Genomic DNA, 20,130 nt, shown 5'->3' on the forward strand with positions numbered 1-20,130 from the left:
GTGGTTTTCCGGATATCTGTATCGACGTCCTGCACAACCCCACTTCATGGGAGACGAATATGCGCATCCGCACCTCGCTGATCGCCGTTGCCGGCGCTGCCCTCTTCGCCATCGCCGGTGCCGGTACCGCCAGCGCCGGTGGTCACGGTCACGACGACGGTCTGCTGGTCGCTCACCGCACCGGCGCCGGCGTCAACTTCTCGGACTGCGACGACGACGACGATGACAAGGGCCACCACGGCGACAAGAGCCACCACGGCAACAAGCGTCACCACGGCGACAAGGGCCGCCACGGCGACAACTTCGCGGTGTGGCACGTCAGCGAGTCGATCGTCGTGATCCACTGACGTTCGCGATCCGCACCACGGCGGCCCGCCCACCCCTCGGGGTGGGCGGGCCGTCGCGCTGTGTACGGTTCCGAACGGGCCGCCGACGGCCCGAGGGCATCGGCATGTCCCGACGTCGACCTTGACCTCAAGTCGACTTGAAGTTCTACGGTTTCGACGTGCCGCCCGAAAGAACGTCGACGGGCCGCGTTCGGCAACCTTGGACCGCACTCGGGGAGAACCGTCATGCACATTTCTTCGACCACCGCCGGGCCGGCCCGGCACCGGTGGGGCAGTGGGCACAATCCGATCGACCGCCCCATCGCGGGGCACTACCGTCGAGGGCAGGACCCGCCTTTGCGCCGCGCCCTCGGCCCGCACCCCGAGCCGGCGCCCCGCACGAGGCCGCTCCCGCGTCCGTGTACGGCTTGCGCCCCAGGTCGGCTGTACTCCCCCGACCCGAAGAGGACCTCGTGCTGATCCGACTGCTCCGCGCACATCTGCGCCCCTACGCCAAACCGATCGGCTTGGTGGTGCTGCTGCAACTGGTGCAGACCCTGGCCACCCTGTACCTGCCGACCCTGAACGCCGACCTGATCAACAACGGTGTGGTCAAGGGTGACACCGGCTACATCCTGCGGGTCGGCGCCGCGATGATCGGGGTCACCCTGGTCCAGATCGTGTGCGCCGCGATCGCGGTGTACTTCGGCGCCCGGATCGCGATGGGCGTGGGCCGCGACATCCGTGCCGCCGTGTTCGACCGGGTGCAGACCTTCTCCGCGCGCGAGGTCGGCGAGTTCGGCGCCCCGTCGTTGATCACCCGCACCACCAACGACGTGCAGCAGATCCAGATGCTGGCCCTGCTCGCGCTCACGCTGATGGTGTCCGCGCCGATCATGTGCTTCGGCGGCATCCTGATGGCGGTCAACCAGGACGTCCCGATGTCCCTGTTGTTCCTGATCATCGTGCCCGTGTTGGTCCTGGCCGTCGGCTGGATCGTGCGCGCGATGCCGCCGCTGTTCCGCGTGCTCCAGGGCCGGATCGACAACGTGAACCGGATCATGCGCGAACAGATCACCGGCATCCGGGTGATCCGCGCGTTCGGCCGGGACACCCACGAACAGGACCGGTACGCGGACGCCAACGCGGAGATCCGCGACGTGTCGCTCTCGCTCGGCCGCCTGCTGGCCTACATGTATCCCTCGGTCCTGCTCGTGTGGGAGACCTCGGCGATCGTGATCGTGTGGATCGGCGGCCACCGGATCGGCTCCGACGCGATGGACATCGGCGCGCTGGTCGCCTTCCTCAGCTACCTGATGCAGATCCTGGCGTCGGTGATGATGGCCACCTTCATGACCATGATGATCCCGCGCGCGGCGGTCTGCGCCGACCGGATCACCGAGGTGCTGGACACCGAGACCAGCCTGACCGTGTCCAAGGCACCGGTCACCGCGCTGCACGCGCACGGCCGGCTCGAACTGCGCGACGTGAGCTTTTGCTATCCCGGCGCCGAGGAGCCGGTGCTGCGCGGCATCGACCTGATCGCCCGACCCGGCGAGACCACCGCGGTGATCGGCAGCACCGGGGCGGGCAAGACCACGTTGCTGAGTCTGATCCCGCGGCTGCTGGACGTGACCGCCGGCGCGGTCCTGGTCGGCGGCGTGGACACCCGCGAACTCGACCCCGCGCTGTTGTCGCGCACGGTGGGCCTGGTCCCGCAGAAGCCGTACCTGTTCTCCGGCACCATCGCCTCCAACCTGCGCTACGGCAATCCGGACGCCACCGACGAGGACCTGTGGCGGGCCCTGGAGATCGCCCAGGCCCGCTCGTTCGTCGAGGCGCTGCCGGAACGGCTGGACGCGCCGATCGCCCAGGGCGGCGGCAACGTCTCCGGCGGCCAGCGGCAACGCCTGGCGATCGCCCGGCTGTTGGTGGTCAGACCGGAGATCTACCTGTTCGACGACTCGTTCTCCGCGCTCGACTACTCCACCGACGCGGCCCTGCGCGCGGCCCTGCTCGCCGAGACCGCGGAGGCCACCGTGGTGATCGTCGCGCAGCGCGTGGCCACCATCCGCCATGCGGATCGCATCGTGGTGCTGGACGAGGGCCGTGTGGTCGGCACCGGCACGCACCGCGAGTTGATGGCCGACAACGACACCTACCGCGAGATCGTGCTGTCCCAGCTCACCGAGGAGGAGGCGGCGTGACCACCACCGACGAGACCACCGAGTCCGGCGACCGGGTCGAGGCCGCCGTCCCCGAACGCCGTCCCGGCCCGCAGGTCGGCGGCGGACCCGCGGCACGCATGATGGGCGGCGCGCCGACCGAGAAGTCGATGCACTTCAAGGCCTCCGGACGCCGCCTGCTGGGCATGATGGCCCCCGAACGGGCCCGCCTGTACGCGCTGCTCGCATGCGGGATAGCGGGGGTCGGCCTCGCGGTGCTCACCCCCCGGTTGCTCGGCAAGGCCACCGACGCGATCTTCACCGGTGTCGCCGGCGGCAAGGGCATCGACTTCGACCACGTCCGGACCATCCTGCTGACCACGTTCGCCGTGGTCGTCGGCTCGGTGCTGTTCTCCTTCGCCCAGGGCCGGCTGACCGCGACCATCGTCCAGCGCACCACCTACCGGCTGCGCGAGGACGCCGAGACCAAGTTGTCCCGGCTGCCGCTGAACTACTTCGACAAGCAGCCGCGCGGCGAGGTGCTCTCGCGCACCACGAACGACATCGACAACATCGCGCAGACGCTCCAGCAGGCGATGGGCCAGATCGTGCGCTCGGTGCTGACCATCGTCGGCGTGCTGGTGATGATGTTCTGGATCTCGCCGCTGCTCGCGCTCGTCGCCCTGGTCAGCGTGCCGACCTCGATCCTGGTCACCATGGCGATCGGCAAGCGTGCCCAGCCGCAGTTCATCAAGCAGTGGTCGAGCACCGGCAAACTCAACGCGCACATCGAGGAGATGTACACCGGACACGCGCTGGTCAAGGTGTTCGGTCGGCAGAAGGAATCCGCCGAGGTCTTCGACCAGCACAACGAGGCGCTGTACGCGGCCGGCTTCAAGGCCCAGTTCATCTCCGGCCTGATCCAGCCCGCGATGGCCTTCGTCGGCAACCTCAACTACGTACTCGTCGCGGTGATCGGCGGACTGCGGGTGTCCTCGGGCGCGATGACACTGGGCGACATCCAGGCGTTCGTCCAGTACTCGTACGAGTTCAACGGACCCGTCACCCAGGTCGCCGCGATGTCCAACCTGCTCCAGTCCGGTGTCGCCTCGGCCGAGCGGGTGTTCGCCCTGCTCGACGCCAAGGAGCAGTCCCCCGACCCGGACCCGCCCGCCCGGATCGAGAAGGTGACCGGGCATGTCGCCTTCGAGAAGGTCTCCTTCCGGTACGACCCGGCCAAGCCGCTGATCGAGGACCTGGACCTGGAGGTGCACCCGGGCCAGACGGTCGCCATCGTCGGACCCACCGGCGCGGGCAAGACCACCCTGGTCAACCTGCTGATGCGGTTCTACGAGGTGACCGGCGGCCGGATCACCGTGGACGGCGTGGACATCGCCGGGATGGCCCGCGAGGACCTGCGCGCACCGATCGGCATGGTGCTCCAGGACACGTGGTTGATCGGCGGCACGATCGCGGAGAACATCGCGTACGGCGTCGGCGAGGTCTCCCGCGAGCGGGTGGTCGCCGCGGCCAGGGCCACCCACGCGGACCGCTTCGTCCGCACGCTGCCGGACGGGTACGACACCGTGCTCGACGACGAGGCGGGCAACCTCAGCGCGGGCGAGAAGCAACTGCTGACCATCGCCCGGGCGTTCCTGACCGAGCCACAGATCCTGGTGCTGGACGAGGCGACCAGTTCGGTGGACACCCGCACCGAGGTGCTGATCCAAAAGGCGATGAACTCGCTGCGCCGGGGCCGGACCAGCTTCGTGATCGCCCACCGGTTGTCCACGATCCGGGACGCGGACGTGATCCTGGTGATGGAGTCCGGCTCGATCGTCGAACAGGGCACGCACGACGCGCTGTTGGCGGCCGAGGGCGCCTATGCGCGGTTGTACGCCTCGCAGTTCGCCCAGCCCGCGGCGGAGATCGAGTAGTGCGACCGGGTGTGCCCCGGGCCGCCCCCTCGGGGCACACCCGCGTGCGGTCACGCGCGGCGGGAGCACGCCGGCCGCGCGCACCTCGGCCCGAAGTCGCGTGCGGTCACGCGCGCGCGGCGGGCGCCCGCTTCGGCTCGGGCGTGCCGCCCGCGCCTCGGTTGCCGGACAGGACCAGGCCGACCAGGAGTTGGCCGACGGCGGTGACCACGAGCGCGACCATCGGCAGCGTCCAGCCGCCGGTGGCGCCGTGCATCAGGCCGAGCGCGAACGGGCCGGTCGCGGCGACCGCGTAGCCCAGCGACTGGGCCAGGGTGGACAGCGCGGTCGTCTCGGCGGCGCCGGTGCCGCCGCTCCCGATCACGGACAACACCAGCGGGAACGAGCAGAAACCCAGGCCCACCGCTGCGGCCCACAGCACCGGCAGCGCGACCGGCGCGAACAACAGGCCGGTGAAGCCGACCAGCATGCTCACCGAGACCACCACGAACGCGGGCCGCAGCCGCCCGGTGGCGCGCACGAAGGCGAGCAGCGCGAACGTGGCCGGAATGCCCGCTCCCTGGGTGACGGCCAGCATCGCGCCCGCCCCGCCGCGGCTCATCCCCTGGTCGGAGAGCAGCGTCGGCAGCCAGCCCACCAGTGCGTAGCAGTTCAGCGCCTGGAGGGCGAAGTAGGCCGTGACCAGCCTGCCCAGCCGGGTGCGCGCCATCGTCCACGGCGATACGTACGCGGTCGGGCCGCCGCCGGTGGTGAGCGCGTGCGGCGCCCGGACCAGGGACCACACCAACAGCGCGGCCACGGCCGGCAGCGCCCACACGGCCAGCCCCAGCGACGGCGAGTCGAGCCCGTTCGCCACCGGCACGGCCACCGCGGCGGCCAGCGTCGCGCCCAGCGCCATCACCGTGGTGTAGACACCGGTGAGCACCGACACACGATGCGGGAAGTGCGCGCGCAGCAGCGCGGGCAACAGCACGTTGCCCACGGCCAGGCCGGACATGCCCAGGACGGTGCCGGTCAGCAGCGCCCACGTGGCCGGCACGACCCGCAGGCCCAGACCCGCGGCGAGCGCGAACAGCGCCACCAGGACGGCCCGTTCGGTGCCGAATCGGCGGGCCAGGGGCGCGGCGGTCAAGCCGGCGGCGGCAAAGCACAACGTCGGCAGGGTCGGCAGCAGCGACGCGGTCACCGGGCCGAAGCCGAGCGTGTCGCGCAGCGCCTCCAGGAGCGCGGCGGCGCTGCTGATGCCCAGGCGCAGGTTGAAGGCGATCAGCACGATGCCCACGCCGGCCAGCCATGCGGCCCGGGTGCGACCGGCCGGATCACCGACCGACGCCGGGAGCGTGCCGGTGACGGGGGCTGCGGAAGTCATGGCCCAAAGGTAAGACGTCTGATGAATTCTGTCCAGGCGGCGGCCTGTCACTCCGAGTGACGTCGAATCATCAGATGTATCCTGGGATCCTCTTCAATCCCCATCTCTCGTTCGATGTCCCAGGTCAGGAGCCCGCGCGCATGAGCAGCCTGGAATCGGTGCGCCGGCCGGCGCTGTCCGCCGAGGTGATCGCCCGGCTGCGCGAGCGGATCACCTCCGGCGACTGGCCGGTGGGCAGCCGCATCCCGCCCGAGCCGGAGCTGATGGCGCAGCTCCGGGTGGCCCGCGGCACCGTCCGCGAGGCGGTCCGCGCGCTCGCCCACGCGGGTCTCCTGGACGTACGACAGGGCGACGGCACCTACGTCCGCGCGGTCAGCGAGCTCTCCGGCGCGGTCGAACGGTTGTACGGCGGCAGTGACATCGGCCTGGTCCTGGAGGTCCGCCAAGCGCTCGACCTCCAGGCCGCCCGGCTCGCCGCGCTGCGCGCCGAGGAGGCCGACCTGGCCGGCCTCGACGACGCGCTGCGCCGACGCCGGGTCGCGTGGGACGAGCGGGACTTCGACGCGTGGATCGCCGCCGACTGGGAGTTTCACCTCGGCATCGCCGACGCGGCGCACAATCCGTTGCTGGCCGAGCTGTACCGCAACCTGTCCGGACCGGTGCGCGAGTCGGTGGCGGGCTCCTGGACCGATCCCGACTATCAGGGTGCCAACCCGGCGGGCCACGAAGACCTGCTGCGCGCGCTGCGCGAGCGCGACCCGGCCGAGGCCGCCCGCCAGGCGGACGCCAACCTGACCGACACCCACGACTGGCACGCGGCGCGCGCACCGCGGTGACCGCGGTGCAGCCGGAGCGGGGGGCGTGCGCACGACGATCCGGACGCATAGGCTCGGCGGACATGATCTCGGATGACACCACGAACCCGCCCGACCGGGCAGCCTCGCTGGCCACGATGCAGCGCTCGATGGGCGATCCCGCGATCACGTACCCGCTGTGGCCACCGCTGGTGTCCGGCTGCCCGCACACCGGCACCGACGAGATCGCCTACCCGGTCGAGGTGGACTACGCGTATGACCGGATCGACCCGGGGCTGTTCGCGCCGACCGGGCGGCGGGCCGGACTGGAGCGCTGGGCCCCGCTGTTGCCACCGCTGTCGGCGCCCGGACTGGGCGAGGGCGACACACCGTTGATCGATCTCGGCGACGGGGTGTACGTCAAGGACGAGTCGCGCAATCCGACCTGGAGCCACAAGGACCGGATCAACCGCTGCACCGTCTCCGCCGCCGTCGGAGTCGGCGCGCCGGGCGTCGTGGTGTCCTCCTCCGGCAACCACGGCGCGTCGGCCGCGGCCTTCGCGGCGCGGGCCGGGCTGCCCGCCGTGGTGTTGGCCTCGACGGGTGCGCCGCCGGCCGTCGAGTCGTTCCTGCGCGCGTACGGCGCGACGGTGCTCTCGGTACCGGCCGAGACGCGCTGGGTCCTGATGCGCGAGATCGTCGACCGCCTGGGCTTCCACCCGCTGAGCAACCTCACCACCACGCACACCGGCCATGCCTTCGGCCCCGAGGGCTACAAGACCATCGCCTACGAGATCCACGTCGAACTCGGCATGCCTGCGGCGGTGTTCGTCCCGACCGGCTACGGCGAGCTGTTGTTCGGCGTCTGGAAGGGCTTCGCCGAACTGCGCCGGCTCGGCCTGACCGACCGCATTCCGCGGATGTTCGCCTGCGAGCCGGCGGCGGGCGGACCGCTGGCGAAGGCGATGCACGACGGCGTGCCGGCCGCACACGTCCGGGTCGACACCACCGCCGCCTACGCGATCGACTGCTCCGTGAGCGGCTACCGGGGCGTGCACGCGCTGCGCGCCTCCGAGGGCCGGGCGCTGCTCGTGACCGATGCCCAACTGGCAGCGGCTCGGGCCGAGTTGGCCGGGCAGGGCCTGTGGGCGGAGACGTCCGCCGCGGCCGGCCTCGCGGGCCTGCGCGCCCACGGCCCCCTCGACGACGGGCCGGTGGTCTGCATCGCCACCTCCAGCGGCTTCAAGGACCTGGACACCGGCACCCGCCCTCCGGACCCGGTCGCCCCGACCTGGCCGGCCATCGAACACCGCCTGCGGGCGGCGGGGATGGTTGCGTAGCGCCGGGGTCGCCTCCGACGCACCGACCCTCATCCGCGCGGCGCCGGCCCGGGTCCTCCCGGCGGGCCATGCCGTCCGGTTTCCCGGCGACCCCTGCCGACAACACCACCCGCCCGGTCCGCTTCGCCGCCGCACGCCGCCGCCCCCTGCGGGGCGGTGCCGGTGCGCGGGCAGGGGCGGGTTTCGGGCGTGCGGGGCGACCGGAACAACGTGACGGTGCCCCGCACGCACGGGGGATCCGGGTCAGGCCGCCGCGGCGACGGCGGTCGCCGCGGCGGTGATCCGTCGGATGTCGTCGTCCGTGGTGACGTACGGCGGCATCGTGTAGACGAGGTCACGGAACGGGCGGAGCCAGACGCCGTGTTCGACCGCCACCCGGGTGGCCGTCGCCATGTCGACCTCGTGGTCGAGTTGTACGACGCCGATGGCGCCCAGGACCCGGACGTCCGCGACACCCGGGAGCGCGCGGGCCGAAGCCAGTCCCTCGACGAGGCCGGTTTCGATCCGGGCGATGTTCGTCCGCCAGTCCTGTTCCAGGAGCAGGCCCAGTGCGGCGTTCGCGGCGGCAGCGGCCAGCGGGTTGCCCATGAAGGTCGGACCGTGTGCCAGTACGGGCGACTCGCCGGCGGCGATGCCGGCCGCCACTTCCGCCGTACACAGGGTCGCGGCCATGCTCAGGTAGCCACCGGTCAACGCCTTGCCGACGCACATCACGTCGGGGCTCACACCGGCGTGGTCGGCGGCGAACAACTCGCCGGTACGACCGAAGCCGGTCGCGATCTCGTCGAAGATCAGCAGCACGTCGTGGGCGGTGCACAGGTCGCGCAGCGCACGCAGGTACCGCGGGGAGTGGAAGCGCATGCCGCCCGCGTTCTGCACGATCGGCTCGACGATCACCGCGGCCGTCTCGTCCCGGTGCCGGGTGAGGAGCGCATCCAGGTGCTCGACATACGCCGGGTCGAACTCGCGCGGCGGCGCGTCGGCGAACACCTGCTCGGCCAGCCTCCCCTGCCACAGCCGGTGCATCCCGCCCTCCGGGTCGCACACCGACATCGGATGCCACGTATCGCCGTGGTAGCCGCCGCGCCACGTGAACATCCGCCGCTTGTCGCCGCGTCCGCGAGCCCGCCAGTACTGGAGGCACATCTTCATCGCGACCTCGACCGAGATCGACCCGGAGTCGGCCAGGAAGACGTGTTGCAGCGGCTCCGGTGTGATCTCGACCAGGGTGCGGGCCAGTCGGATCGCGGGTTCGTGCGTGAGCCCGCCGAACATGACGTGGCTCATCCGGCCCATCTGTTCGCGGATCGCCGCGTCGATCACCGGATGGGCGTAGCCGTGCACCGCCGCCCACCAGGACGACATGCCGTCCACCAACTCCCGCACGTCACCGACTGGTTCGGCCAGCCGCAGGCGTACTCCCGCGGCCGACTCGACGAGCAGCGGTCGTGTCGTACCGGGCATCGGTGCGTACGGATGCCACACGTGTTCGCGGTCCAGGTCGAGCAGCCGGCTCGGGGACGATTCCGCACGTCCGGTCCGGGGCGACGCTCCCTCGTGGCCGCCGTATCCCGGCGGCGGGCCGACTCCGGCCCGGTCTTCGGCCCTCATGCGTTGGGCGGGAGGTCGCTGCCCGCGCCCCGGCGGCGGATCGCCACCAGGTCGTGTCGGGCGTCCGGCAGGGTCTGTTCGTCGGTCCCCTCGATCACGAAGCCGGCGTCGGCGATCATCTCCCGGTCGTCCGCGCCGGGTTGGCCCTCGCTGGTGAGGTAGTCGCCCAGGAACATCGAGTTGGCCAGGTGCAACGCCAGTGGCTGCATGCTGCGCAGGTGGATCTCGCGCCCACCGGCGAGCCGAACCTCGACGTCCGGGAAGAAGAACCGGAACAACGCCAGGATCCGCAGGCAACGCTCGGGGGTCAACTCCCAGTTCTTCGCCAGCGGCGTGCCCTCGAACGGGATGAGGAAGTTGACCGGTACCGAATCCGGATCCAACTCCCGCAGGGCGAACGCCAGATCGACGATGTCCGAGTCCGACTCGCCCATCCCGAAGATGGCCCCCGAGCACGGCGACAGTCCCGCGGCACCGGCCCGACGCAGGGTGTCCGTGCGGTCGGTGAAGGTGTGTGTGGAGCAGATGTCGGAGTAACGCGCCTCGCTGGTATTGAGATTGTGGCTGTACGCATGCGCACCGGCCGCCGCGAGGCGTTCGGCCTGGCCGTCGGCGAGCAGGCCCAGGCAGACGCAGATCTCCACGTCCGGGCTGCCCTCCTTCACCGCGGCGATGGTGTCCTCGATCCGGGTGATGTCCCGATTGCCGGGCCCGCGCCCGCTCGCGACCAGGCACACCCGCTTCGCCCCGGCCCGGACCGCCTGATCGGCCGTGTTCGCGGCCTCCTCCGGGGTGATCCACGAGTACTTGAGGATGTCCGCCGCCGAGCCGAGTCGCTGCGAGCAGTACGAGCAATCCTCCGGGCACAGCCCGCTCTTCATATTGATGATGGTGTTCAGCTTCACCCGTCGGCCGAAGAAGTGCCGCCGCACGCGGCCTGCGGCGGCCACCAGGTCGAGCAGTTCCTCCGCGCCCCGGAGAACCGCCATCGCCTCGTCCCGGGACGGCACTTCCCGTCGGATCGCCTTCGCTGCCAAAGCTTCCAGATCCAAGTCCATACCCGGCAGCCTCGCCGAACCCGATCCCCGCCCACAGCCACTCGGCACACAAAGATCACCCCCGCCTCTTTGTTCCGAATCCCACAAACCCCAAGCCCCCACTCCTGCTATACGGACGCACACCACGCCCGAACCGACGCGGCGGCCAAGATGCGGGGATGGCTGCCAGTGACCCGGCGTCCGCGTGGCGTGGGCGGAGGTGGCGGGGTTTCAGGGGGTCAGGGTGTGCTCGGCGGCTCGGAGGACGGTGAAGACGTGGTCGACCGTGGCCTCCTTCTCGCCGACGGGAGCCACGTAGTCGATCGCGGTGCGGGCCCGGGCCTCGCCGAGGGTGCGGGTGATGGTCCAGGCGGCCAGGTACTGGGAGGCCAGGCAGCCGCCGGCCGTGGCGATGTTGCCGGCGGCGTGGAACGGCGCGTCCAGGACCTCGACTCCGGCCGCCTCGACCCAGGGGCGGGAGGTCGCGTCGGTGCAGGCGGGCAGGCCGGTCAGAAGGCCGAGCCGGGCCAGGACCAGCGCTCCCGAGCACTGCGAGCCGATCAGTTGGCGGGCGGGGTCCAGCGGCAGGGCCGCCAGGAGGCCGTCGTCGGCGACGACGTCGCGGGTCCTGATGCCGCTGCCGATCAGCACGACGTCGGCTTCGGGGATGAAGTCGAAGTCGCGTTGGCCGGTGATCTCGACACCGTTCATCGAGGTGACGGTCGGCGCGGGCGTGGTGATGTACGCCGTGAGGCCGTCCGCGCGGCAGCGGTTGACGATGGCCGCCGCCACGAAGCTGTCCAACTCGTTGAAACCGTCGAAGGTGACCACGGCAACCTGGGTCATGGGTTCGTCCCCGTTCGGATCGGTGCTCCGTTGCTTTCCCGGCAGGCTATGCCCCGACGGCCGAACCGCGTCGGGCGTGGCCACCGAACGGGCCCACGCCCCCTACACCGTCCCCATGCGCCTGGTCACCGCGATCTCGATCACCACACGTTCCGGGTTGACCCGAGGCTCGCGGTAGCGCTCGGTGTAGCGCCGGACCGCCTCGGCGACGGCCTCGGGGTCGCGGTTGATCGTCGCGATGCCCTCCAGCGTGGACCAGCGGCTTCCGGCGACCTGGGAGATCGCGACGCGCGCGCCCGACCCCGCCGCGAGCACGTTGCGGACCTTCTTGCTGGCCCCGTGCGAGATGACCCGGGCGATCCCGGCCACGGCGTCGTACGTGGCGCCGACGGGCACCAGGTGCGGCGTGCCGTCGGGACGGTGGGTGACCAGCAGACACAGGTGTCGTTCCTGCCAGAAGGCCTGGAAATCCGGGGTGGTGCTCGGCGGAACGTGCAGCGTCATCGAGATCAGGTCTTTCGCGATCGGGCCTGCCGGGTCGGGCGGGACCGTCCCCGGCCCGCCGACCAGCAGTATGACGTCCACTGCCGCCGACCCACGCGCCCCGGCCACCGTCCCGACCCGCCCGCCCCCGCCGACCCTCACTCGGCCCGATAGACCTCCGACATCGCCTGCGCCTGCGCGTACGTCGGCGCACCGCTCGGCGCGGCCTCCTCGTCGTGCGCGACGGCCCACGCGAGATCCACCGCGTTTTGCACCGCGACCCGGAACAGCAGCGACCCGGTGCTGATCCGCCGCACGCCCAGCTTCGCGAGTCGGGCGCGGGAGAGGCCGGTGGGGCTGTACAGGATGTTCAGCGGCGCGTCGGTGGCCCCCACCAGGGTCTCGATCGCGGCCTCGTCCTGGGTGCCCGGCACGAACACGCCGTCCGCGCCCGCCGCCCGATACGCCCGGATCCGCCGCACCGTCTCGTCGAGCGAGGCGGTCGGGCCGCCCGCCCAGTAGGTGTCCGTGCGCGCGTTGACGAACAGCGTCGGCGCGGCTTCCTTGACGGCGGCGATCACCGCGACCTGGTGGTCCGCGTCGGTCAGCGTGCCGTCCGCACGCCCGTCCTCGATGTTGACGCCGGCCACCCCGGCCCGCACCAGCTCGGCGCCCAACGCCGCGACGTCCTCCGGGCGCGCCGCGAACCCGCCCTCGATGTCGACGCTGACCGGCACCGGCAGCCGCGCGATGCCGACCCCCAGGCGCAGCGTCTCCGCGCGCGTCCCGCCGACCCCGTCCGGCTTGCCCGCCGCGATCGCGACGCCCAGGCTCGTCGTCCCGATCGCCGGGAACCCGCGCTCGACCAGCGCCGCCGCCGAGGCGTGGTCCCACGCGTTGGGCAGCAGCAGCGGTGCCCCGGCTCGATGCAGAGCCCGAAATTCCGCGAAACGATCGGCATTGGCGGCCTGGTTCGTGCTGCTCATCGAGCGTGCCCTTCGGATCGACGACGACCGCGCCGAACGCGGCCGAACCCTGCCGATCCTGCCCCACTCCTCCGCGCCCCGGCATCCGGTTTGCCGCCCCTGCCGCCAAAGCGCCGGACCCGAGCGAAAGCCGCGAAACATCTCTTTTCCGGCCCGGGTAAACGCCGATCAACCGGGACAACCATCGGACTACCGCCCCGGGCAACCGCCGATTACCAACCCGAGACAACCACCCCTCACCGACGCGGGACAGCCACCGATCACCACCCGGAACAGCCCCCGATCACCGACGCGGGGCAACCACCGATTTCCGACCCCGGACGCCCGCCGAACACCGAACGGATCACCCCTTCGAGGCCCTCCCCCGACCCTGCGGTAGCGTCCCCGCGAGAACGAGGGAGGCCCGATGCTGCTGCACGAGATCCTGGTCGACGCGGCTCGGGAGGTACCCGACCGCACCGCCCTGATCGTCCCCGCGCACACCCCGCGCAGGCCCACCGAGCCTCGCCCGCCCGAGCCCACCCCGGCCGGACCTCACCCGACCGGGCCCACCGTGTGGACCTTCGCCGAGTTGGCCGGCCATGCCCGCGCGCTCGCCGCCACCGTCGCCCGACGGACCTCGCCCGGCGCCCGGGTCGGGATCCTCGCGCACAATCGGGCCGAGTACGTGGCGGCCTACTACGGCGTCCCGTGGGCCGGCCGGGTGCTGGTCCCGCTCAATCCCCGATTGCACCCGCGCGAGTGGGCCGACCAGTTGGCCCGCTCGGGCGCGGAACTGCTGCTCGGCGACGCCGAACCGATGGCCCGGCTCGGCCGGCCCGATTTCCCGAGCCTGGAGTTGGCCGAGGCCCTCGCCGAATCCGTTGGGGCCGAGCCCGAGTTCACCCCGGCCACCGACGAAACCGCGCTGACCTGGCTGCTGTTCACTTCGGGCACCACCGGCCGACCCAAGGGCGTCCGGCTCACCCACCGCAGCCTGATCGCCTCCATGCGCACGTCGCTCGCCTGCCGCCCGGTCGACCCCGACACGGTCGTGCTGACCCCCTTCCCGCTTGCGCACGTGGCCGGCTACCAGGTGCCGGCCCACCACCTGATGCGCCGCCCCGTGGTGGTCCTGCGCCGCTACGAGCCAGCCGAACTGGCACAGGTGGTCCGCGAGTTCGACGTCACCAACCTGTCCCTCGCGCCGACCATGATCGATGCGCTGCTCGACCACGTGCACGAGGGCGACGGGCTGCGCGAGCGGATCCGCTCGATCAGCTACGGCGCCTCGCCGATCACGCCCGACCTGATCCGCCGGGTCGACCGGCTGCTCGGCTGCGCCCTGGGGCAGGGCTACGGCATGACCGAACTCTCCGGCAACGCGGTGTTCCTGAGTGCCGCCGACCACCGCCCCGAGTTGTACGCGGCGGCCGGTCGACCCGGACCGGGTGTCGAGATCCGCATCGTCGACGACGCGGGCCGGCCGCTGCCGACCGGCGCCACCGGCGAGATCTCGGTGCGCTCCGCGCAGGTCGCGGACGGCTACTGGCAGGCGGACACCGGCGAGTTCGCGGCCGGCTGGTTCCGCACGGGCGACCTGGGCCGCGTCGACGCCGACGGCTACCTGTACGTCCTGGACCGCAGGAAGGACGTGATCATCACCGGCGGCGAGAACGTCAGCGCCCGCGAGGTGGAGGCGGTGTTGCGCGGCCACCCGGACGTCCGCGACGTCGCGGTGGTCGGCGAACCCGACCCGCGCTGGGGCGAACGCGTGGTCGCGGTGGTCGTCCCGGCCTCGGGTCGGTCCGTCGACCCCGACACGCTCGTCGCCCTGTGCCGCGCGCACCTGGCCGGCTTCAAGATCCCGCGCCGCGTCGTGTTCACCGACGCCCTTCCGGTCACCGGCACCGGCAAGGTCAGCAAGCCCGCCCTGCGCGAACGACTCGCGAGCGAGGCCCCGGCCGGCTCCTGACCCGGCTCGGCGAGCCCGGGCCGGTCGCCGGCCGTCCATCGCACGCATCGGGCCGGGCGCGCCGCCGCCGGCAAACCGCCGCGCAGGCGCTCGACCCGCCTACCCGTCGCCTGCCCCCGGCTTGCCGGGATCGGCCGCCACCGGTCGGATCTCATAGGCGCAGTGCGGCGCTCCGGCCACCATGTGGCTGACCCGCCGCACCTCGGTGTCCGGCAACGCCTCGCGCAGGAAGGTCAGTTCCGAGGAGCAGGCGGTGCCGCACCGGATCGCCACGTCGAAGATCGCGCAGTTCTGTTCGACGATCAGCCACCCGCCGCCGTCGGCCAACGGTTCCGCGGCGGCCAGGTAGCCGTCCTCGTCCAGGATCGCGGCTATCGCGGCCACCCGATCGGCCAGTCCCGGCGCGGTCGTCCTCGCCCGGGCCCGTTCCAGGCGCCGCTCGCGCCGGCGGTCGAACAGCCGGTCCACGAAGCCGGGCTCCTCGGCCTGCGCGGTCTCCAGCAGGTCGCCGACCAGGTCGCCGTAGCGCCGGGGGAACAGGTTCTCCCCGGCCGCGGTCAACCGATACACGTGCTTGGGCCGGCCCGGCCCGAGTCGGGCCTGCCGATGGGTCACATAGCCCTCGGCGACCAGCCCGGCCAGTTGCTGGCGCATGCCGCTCGCGGTCATCCCGACCGCATCGGCGAGTTCCTCCGCGCGCAGTTCGCCCGCGCCCTTGAGGCGCCGCAATATCTCGCGCCGGGTCTCGGGCAACAGTGCGAACGCGTCCTGCTCGGTCACCGCTCGCCCCTTTCTTCGACCCCGAGTCTCCCGAGTGCGTACTCGTGCGTGTCCACCGGCGCCGGCATGCCCGCCAACGCGCTCCAGGGCCGCACGGGAAGCACCCGCACGGCCCTGGACCGAACGCCGTTCCTCAGGCGCCCTTGGCAGCCGCGAGGCGGGTGGCGACGTCGTCCCAGTTGAAGACGTTCCACACGGCCTTGAAGAAGTCCGCCTTGACGTTCTTGTACTGCAGGTAGAAGGCGTGCTCCCACGCGTCGATCGCGAGCAGCGGCACGGTGCCCTGCGGGATGTTGCCCTGGTGGTCGTAGACCTGGGTGACCACGATGCGCTGCGAGAGCGGCTCCCACGCGGCGACGGACCAGCCCGAACCCTGCACGGTCATCGCGGTCTGCGTCATGTGCGCGCGGAACTGCTCGAAGCCGCCGAAGTCGACACCGATCTGCTCGGCGAGGTCACCGGTGGGCTCGCCGTTGCCGGTCGGGCCGAGGTTGGTCCAGAACAGGCTGTGCAGCACGTGGCCCGAGACGTGGAAGGCCAGGTCCTTCTCCAGCTTGGAGATGGTGCCGTAGGCCTCCTTGTCGCGGGCGTCCGCGAGCTGCTCCAGGGCGGTGTTGGCACCGGCCACGTACGCCGCGTGGTGCTTGTCGTGGTGCAGCTCCATGATCGCGCCGCTGATGTGCGGCTCCAGGGCGGCGTAGTCGTAGGTGAGGTCGGGGAGCGTGTAGACCGTGTCGGCCACGGGAGTTCCTCCTGCGCAGTGGTTGCGGTGACGTATTGGACCCTATGCTTCCGACCGGAGGCCAAGCAAGTTGGGAAAGACTCAACTGTCCTAACCCAGGCCTCGATCCACCCGAGCGCCGAAGGAGTTGACGATGCATCAGCAAGCCGCCGAAACCTTGGACGAAGCGTTCGAACGTCTACATCGCACCGGTTCCGAATTCGACGACAAGCTGTCCAATCACGGACCGATGGCCGTCGAGGCGCTCGTGCACTCGGGCCAGTGGGAAGCCGTGCCCGCTTGGCTGGACGTTTACACCCGGCGGCTGGAACCACCGACCCGCCCGACCGAACGCATCGCCCGGGACGCGTGGCGCGAGGCACTGGGCGACCGTGCCCGGGACGGGGACTGGATCGCGCTGTTCACCGACGAGATCGCCGAGCGGCCTTGGCGAGAGGTGCTCGCGCTGTGGTGGCCACGCCTGCTCCCGGGCCTGCCCGGCGGTGCCACGCATGGCGTGATCCGGGTCGGACACGCGGTCCGCGCGCTGCTGGAGGCGGGCGAGAGCCCGGTCCGGCTGGCCGAGTTCGCGCACGCGATGGCGTATTTCGCCTCCAGCAACCAGGCTCTGCCCGAACTGCCTCGGCTCGCGGGGGGCCGCACGCCGTTCGACGCGCTGGAGGCCGTACCGCCGCTGCCGGTCGGCGAAAAGGGCCACATCAGCGGGCGGCTCGACTTCCTGGCCGGTTGGGACCGCTGGTTGACCGCGACCCTGTCCGTGCGCACTGCCGAGACCCCCGAGGAGGCGCAATCGCTGCTCGCGGACACGGTGCACGCGGCCACCCTGCGCTATCTGAGCCGCGGGCACGGCAACGCCGTGATGAACGTGCACGGCGTGACCGCCCCCAGTGCGGTGCTGCGCGTGCTGCCCGCGTTGCCGCCCGAGTTGTGGATCCCCTCGTACACGGCCGCGTGGGCCACGAGCAGCGCGGTCTTCGCGGTGTACATGGCGCGCGAGGACGCACCGAAGACGCCCGCCCCGGCGGGCGATCCCGGTGCCGCGATGGAGAGCGCGCACGCCCACGGCGACGAGCACGTGATCAAGCTGGTGGACAGCGCGGCGGACGTGTACGCCCGCTCCGGCGACGCGCGGGCGTTGTCCGCCGGCGTGCTCGCGGCCGACCTGGTGCCGCCGCTGCGGGGGTGATCGAGCGGGGCGAGTCGCGCGACACGCCCTCGTCCGAGTGAGATTCCCCCACTCGGCGCATCGGATTCCGTTCGCTGGTCCCGTAGGACGACCCGCACGGACACCCCGTACGGGCACCGAGGAACGGAGATCCGATGCGCGTCACCGCACTTCTCGCCGCCGCGGCCACCGGCACCCTGCTCGCCCTGGCCCCGGCCGCGCCCGCACTCGCCGACGGCCGCGCGGACACCCTGACCAGCGAAACCGGCCGGGTCGGGCAGATCGACGAGGACGACGTGCTCGAGGAGCTGCGGCCCGCCGTGGTGGGCGTCCACCAGGGCATCTCCGGCGGCTTCGTCGAGGTCCCGCCGCCGCACGTGCAGGCACCGCAGATGCCGCCGCTGCCCGACCTGTGACCGGGCCGCATCCGAGGATCGGGCCGCCGGCTCTCACTGACGCACCGTCAGATATCTCTGGATCTCGGCCGCCCATCGCACTAACGTCCGCCCATGACCGAGACATCGAAGGACCCGAGCGAGACATCGGAGCACCGGACCGCAGCGTCCGGTGACCTCGAAGGCCGCAGGCGCACCGTCGAGAACTTCTGGCAGGGCGTGGACACCCACGACTGGGACCTGGTGGCGTCCACGCTCGCCGACGACTTCGTGCGTGTCGGGATGCGGGACAACGCCGAGGACACGTGCGAGGGCAAGGAGGCGTACCTGCGGTTCGTCTCCACCGTCACCGGCCGGATGGCGCAGCACGAACTGCGCTCGCGTTTCACCTTCCTCAGCGAGGACGGCCGGTATGCGTTCAACGAGGCGGTCGAGTCGATCCGGCCGACGCCGACGGACGACCTCCTGGTGATGCGGTTCGCCAACTACCTCGAACTGAACGACGAGGGCCTGATCGTGCGACTCGACATCTTCTGGAAGACGCCGCCGTACATGCCGCCGGACTGGATCACCGTGGACGCGACCCTGGAGCGCGAACCGCGGGGCGACTGAACGCACGCACCCGGGGCGGCCGAGAATGGAGCCATGATCGAACCCGACGGCCCCCGCCCGGTGCACCGATGGTGAGCGCCCGCCCCCTCACCCCGGCCGCCCTGGTGGACGAACTCGTCGCAGCGATCACCGGCCGCGCGGGTGGACGCCGGTGGACCCGGGTCGCCGTGGACGGCGCGGACGCGGCCGAACCCGGCGCCGTCGCCGACGCGCTGGTGGCCCCGCTGCGGCTGCTGGGGCATCCGGTGTTGCGGGTGCGGGCGCGCGATTTCCTGCGTCCCGCGTCGGTGCGCCTGGAGTACGGGCACACCGACGCGGAGTCGTACCTGTGGGGCTGGCTGGACGAGGCCGGTTTGCGTCGGGAGGTGCTGGAGCCGCTCGGCCCGGACGGCACCGGCCGGGTGCTGCCCAGCCTGTGGGACGCCGCCCGGGACCGGGCCACCCACGCCGCGTACACCACCCTGCCCGAGGGCGGGGTCCTGCTCCTGGACGGGCCGCTCCTGCTCGGCAAGGGGCTGCCGTTGGAGCTGAGCGTGCACCTGTGGTTGTCCCCGGGCGCGCTGCGCAGACGTACGCCGGCCGAGGACGCCTGGACGCTGGAGGCGCTGACCCGCTACGCGGACGAGGTCGGGCCGGCGACCGAGGCCGATCTGCTGGTGCGCTACGACCACCCCGCGCACCCGGCACTGGTCGAGCCGGAACACCGCCGAACCTGAAGACGCGCCGGACCCGCCGAACCGGGCGCGGCACTAGTTGAGGGTATCCGGGTCCGGGCCGAGCCGTCCGCCGCGGTCCAGGGCATTGATCGCGGCCAGCTCCTGTGCGGTCAGTTCGAAGTCGAACACCTCGAAGTTCTCCCGGATCCGGGACGGGGTCACCGACTTGGGGATCACGATGTTGCCCAGCTGAAGGTGCCAGCGCAGCACCACCTGGGCGGCCGTCCGGCCGTGCGCGCGGGCCGCCTCGGCGATCACCGGGTCCGCCAGCAGTTCGCCGCCCTGGCCCAGCGGACTCCACGCCTCGGTCGCGATCGAGTGCGCGCGGTCGTACCCGCGCACCTTGCCCTGCTGGAGGTAGGGGTGCAGCTCGACCTGGTTGACCGAGGGCACCACGGCGGTGTGTTCGAGCAGCCGGGTCAGGTGGTCGGGCTGGAAGTTGGACACGCCGATCGTGCGCACCCGGCCGTCCGTGAGCAGCTTCTCGAACGCCCGCCAGGTGTCCAGGTAGCGGTCCCGGTTCGGGGTCGGCCAGTGGATCAGGTACATGTCCACGTAGTCCAGGCCGAGCCGGTCCACGCTCTCGTCGAACGCGATCAGCGTCGAGTCGTAGCCCTGTGCGGTGTTCCACAGCTTGGTCGTCACGAACAGTTCCTCGCGCGGCACCGAGGAGGCGGCCAGCGCCCGACCGACGCCCGCCTCGTTGCCGTAGACGGCGGCGGTGTCGATGCTGCGGTAGCCGACCTCCAGCGCGGTCGCCACGGCGGTGGTCGCCTCGTCGTTCTCGACCTGGAAGACCCCGAAGCCCAGCTGCGGGATGGTGACGCCGTTGTTGAGGGTGATGTCGGGTACGGGGGTGGAGCTCATGGTCG

The 20,130-nt window shown here is 71.6% G+C and carries 19 protein-coding genes; 10 read left to right on the forward strand and 9 right to left on the reverse strand.

The annotated features are described in order from the left end of the window. Nucleotides 1–59 precede the first annotated feature (59 nt). From ACFZBU_RS26105 to ACFZBU_RS26115, 3 genes are all read left to right on the forward strand, one after another. Nucleotides 60–347, forward strand: coding sequence for a hypothetical protein (locus ACFZBU_RS26105; protein ID WP_391586078.1), 288 nt, complete (start codon nt 60–62; stop codon nt 345–347). A gap of 452 nt (nt 348–799) precedes the next feature. Beyond that, a complete protein-coding gene (locus tag ACFZBU_RS26110; RefSeq protein ID WP_391586079.1) occupies nt 800–2,533 on the forward strand; it encodes an ABC transporter ATP-binding protein in 1,734 nt (577 codons plus the stop codon). After that, entirely contained in the window at nt 2,530–4,428 is a 1,899-nt protein-coding gene (locus ACFZBU_RS26115) for an ABC transporter ATP-binding protein (RefSeq protein WP_391586080.1), read from the forward strand. Before ACFZBU_RS26110 ends, ACFZBU_RS26115 begins: the two co-directional genes overlap by 4 nt. A 106-nt stretch (nt 4,429–4,534) precedes the next feature. On the opposite strand, the gene ACFZBU_RS26120 is transcribed toward ACFZBU_RS26115, so the two are convergent. Then, nucleotides 4,535–5,797, reverse strand: a complete 1,263-nt coding sequence (locus ACFZBU_RS26120; protein WP_391586081.1) for an MFS transporter — start codon at nt 5,795–5,797, stop codon at nt 4,535–4,537. Nucleotides 5,798–5,937: 140 nt separating this feature from the next. Between ACFZBU_RS26120 and ACFZBU_RS26125 the strand changes: the two genes are divergently transcribed. Next, nucleotides 5,938–6,633 (forward strand): FadR/GntR family transcriptional regulator, encoded by a 696-nt coding sequence (locus ACFZBU_RS26125; RefSeq protein ID WP_391586082.1) that lies wholly within the window; start codon nt 5,938–5,940, stop codon nt 6,631–6,633. Nucleotides 6,634–6,695: 62 nt separating this feature from the next. After that, nucleotides 6,696–7,931, forward strand: a complete 1,236-nt coding sequence (locus tag ACFZBU_RS26130; RefSeq protein WP_391586083.1) for a pyridoxal-phosphate dependent enzyme — start codon at nt 6,696–6,698, stop codon at nt 7,929–7,931. A gap of 243 nt (nt 7,932–8,174) precedes the next feature. Here ACFZBU_RS26130 and ACFZBU_RS26135 read toward each other — a convergent pair whose 3' ends face one another. The 5 genes from ACFZBU_RS26135 to ACFZBU_RS26155 all read right to left on the reverse strand — a co-directional run bounded on the left by ACFZBU_RS26135 (nt 8,175) and on the right by ACFZBU_RS26155 (nt 12,894). Next, nucleotides 8,175–9,395: an adenosylmethionine--8-amino-7-oxononanoate transaminase gene (locus ACFZBU_RS26135; protein WP_391586244.1), complete on the reverse strand. Its 1,221-nt coding sequence runs from the start codon at nt 9,393–9,395 to the stop codon at nt 8,175–8,177. Between the two features lie 143 nt (nt 9,396–9,538). Next, complete coding sequence (bioB, locus tag ACFZBU_RS26140; protein WP_391586084.1) at nt 9,539–10,600, reverse strand: biotin synthase BioB; 1,062 nt, start codon at nt 10,598–10,600, stop codon at nt 9,539–9,541. Between the two features lie 210 nt (nt 10,601–10,810). Then, nucleotides 10,811–11,425, reverse strand: coding sequence for a DJ-1/PfpI family protein (locus ACFZBU_RS26145; protein WP_391586085.1), 615 nt, complete (start codon nt 11,423–11,425; stop codon nt 10,811–10,813). Between the two features lie 102 nt (nt 11,426–11,527). Next, entirely contained in the window at nt 11,528–11,929 is a 402-nt protein-coding gene (locus tag ACFZBU_RS26150) for a pyridoxamine 5'-phosphate oxidase family protein (RefSeq protein WP_391586245.1), read from the reverse strand. Between the two features lie 137 nt (nt 11,930–12,066). Then, entirely contained in the window at nt 12,067–12,894 is an 828-nt protein-coding gene (locus ACFZBU_RS26155; protein WP_391586086.1) for an isocitrate lyase/phosphoenolpyruvate mutase family protein, read from the reverse strand. Between the two features lie 406 nt (nt 12,895–13,300). Between ACFZBU_RS26155 and ACFZBU_RS26160 the strand changes: the two genes are divergently transcribed. Continuing rightward, a complete protein-coding gene (locus ACFZBU_RS26160) occupies nt 13,301–14,848 on the forward strand; it encodes a class I adenylate-forming enzyme family protein (protein WP_391586087.1) in 1,548 nt (515 codons plus the stop codon). A 99-nt stretch (nt 14,849–14,947) separates the two neighbouring features. Here the strand turns inward: ACFZBU_RS26160 and ACFZBU_RS26165 are convergent, their stop codons facing one another. Both ACFZBU_RS26165 and ACFZBU_RS26170 read right to left on the reverse strand, forming a co-directional pair. After that, nucleotides 14,948–15,628: a helix-turn-helix transcriptional regulator gene (locus tag ACFZBU_RS26165; RefSeq protein ID WP_391586088.1), complete on the reverse strand. Its 681-nt coding sequence runs from the start codon at nt 15,626–15,628 to the stop codon at nt 14,948–14,950. A 133-nt stretch (nt 15,629–15,761) separates the two neighbouring features. Then, nucleotides 15,762–16,370, reverse strand: a complete 609-nt coding sequence (locus ACFZBU_RS26170) for a superoxide dismutase (RefSeq protein WP_391586089.1) — start codon at nt 16,368–16,370, stop codon at nt 15,762–15,764. 133 nt (nt 16,371–16,503) lie between these two features. Here ACFZBU_RS26170 and ACFZBU_RS26175 point away from each other — a divergent pair, with 133 nt between their 5' ends. The 4 genes from ACFZBU_RS26175 (at nt 16,504) to ACFZBU_RS26190 (ending at nt 19,258) form a co-directional block, all read left to right on the forward strand. Then, nucleotides 16,504–17,556: a questin oxidase family protein gene (locus ACFZBU_RS26175; protein WP_391586090.1), complete on the forward strand. Its 1,053-nt coding sequence runs from the start codon at nt 16,504–16,506 to the stop codon at nt 17,554–17,556. A gap of 134 nt (nt 17,557–17,690) precedes the next feature. Beyond that, on the forward strand, nt 17,691–17,951 hold the full coding sequence (locus tag ACFZBU_RS26180; RefSeq protein ID WP_391586091.1) for a hypothetical protein: 261 nt from the start codon (nt 17,691–17,693) through the stop codon (nt 17,949–17,951). Nucleotides 17,952–18,044: 93 nt separating this feature from the next. After that, nucleotides 18,045–18,542, forward strand: coding sequence for a nuclear transport factor 2 family protein (locus ACFZBU_RS26185; RefSeq protein WP_391586092.1), 498 nt, complete (start codon nt 18,045–18,047; stop codon nt 18,540–18,542). A 68-nt stretch (nt 18,543–18,610) separates the two neighbouring features. Further along, nucleotides 18,611–19,258 carry a uridine kinase gene (locus tag ACFZBU_RS26190; protein ID WP_391586093.1) on the forward strand — a complete coding sequence of 216 codons (648 nt, stop codon included), beginning with the start codon at nt 18,611–18,613 and terminating at the stop codon, nt 19,256–19,258. A gap of 33 nt (nt 19,259–19,291) precedes the next feature. Here ACFZBU_RS26190 and ACFZBU_RS26195 read toward each other — a convergent pair whose 3' ends face one another. After that, nucleotides 19,292–20,125, reverse strand: coding sequence for an aldo/keto reductase (locus tag ACFZBU_RS26195; protein ID WP_391586094.1), 834 nt, complete (start codon nt 20,123–20,125; stop codon nt 19,292–19,294). Nucleotides 20,126–20,130: the final 5 nt, after the last annotated feature.

This window comes from Embleya sp. NPDC008237 (assembly GCF_042956465.1).
In the GTDB taxonomy this organism is placed as follows: domain Bacteria; phylum Actinomycetota; class Actinomycetes; order Streptomycetales; family Streptomycetaceae; genus Embleya.

Coding starts and splice junctions, on each gene's coding strand:
- ACFZBU_RS26130 (WP_391586083.1), top strand. CDS start 6,696: ATGATCTCGGATGACACCACGAACCCGCCCGACCGGGCAGCCTCGCTG.
- bioB (WP_391586084.1), bottom strand. CDS start 10,600: ATGGACTTGGATCTGGAAGCTTTGGCAGCGAAGGCGATCCGACGGGAA.
- ACFZBU_RS26190 (WP_391586093.1), top strand. CDS start 18,611: ATGGTGAGCGCCCGCCCCCTCACCCCGGCCGCCCTGGTGGACGAACTC.
- ACFZBU_RS26135 (WP_391586244.1), bottom strand. CDS start 9,395: ATGCCCGGTACGACACGACCGCTGCTCGTCGAGTCGGCCGCGGGAGTA.
- ACFZBU_RS26105 (WP_391586078.1), top strand. CDS start 60: ATGCGCATCCGCACCTCGCTGATCGCCGTTGCCGGCGCTGCCCTCTTC.
- ACFZBU_RS26195 (WP_391586094.1), bottom strand. CDS start 20,125: ATGAGCTCCACCCCCGTACCCGACATCACCCTCAACAACGGCGTCACC.
- ACFZBU_RS26120 (WP_391586081.1), bottom strand. CDS start 5,797: ATGACTTCCGCAGCCCCCGTCACCGGCACGCTCCCGGCGTCGGTCGGT.
- ACFZBU_RS26150 (WP_391586245.1), bottom strand. CDS start 11,929: ATGACGCTGCACGTTCCGCCGAGCACCACCCCGGATTTCCAGGCCTTC.
- ACFZBU_RS26155 (WP_391586086.1), bottom strand. CDS start 12,894: ATGAGCAGCACGAACCAGGCCGCCAATGCCGATCGTTTCGCGGAATTT.
- ACFZBU_RS26145 (WP_391586085.1), bottom strand. CDS start 11,425: ATGACCCAGGTTGCCGTGGTCACCTTCGACGGTTTCAACGAGTTGGAC.
- ACFZBU_RS26175 (WP_391586090.1), top strand. CDS start 16,504: ATGCATCAGCAAGCCGCCGAAACCTTGGACGAAGCGTTCGAACGTCTA.
- ACFZBU_RS26180 (WP_391586091.1), top strand. CDS start 17,691: ATGCGCGTCACCGCACTTCTCGCCGCCGCGGCCACCGGCACCCTGCTC.
- ACFZBU_RS26125 (WP_391586082.1), top strand. CDS start 5,938: ATGAGCAGCCTGGAATCGGTGCGCCGGCCGGCGCTGTCCGCCGAGGTG.
- ACFZBU_RS26185 (WP_391586092.1), top strand. CDS start 18,045: ATGACCGAGACATCGAAGGACCCGAGCGAGACATCGGAGCACCGGACC.
- ACFZBU_RS26160 (WP_391586087.1), top strand. CDS start 13,301: ATGCTGCTGCACGAGATCCTGGTCGACGCGGCTCGGGAGGTACCCGAC.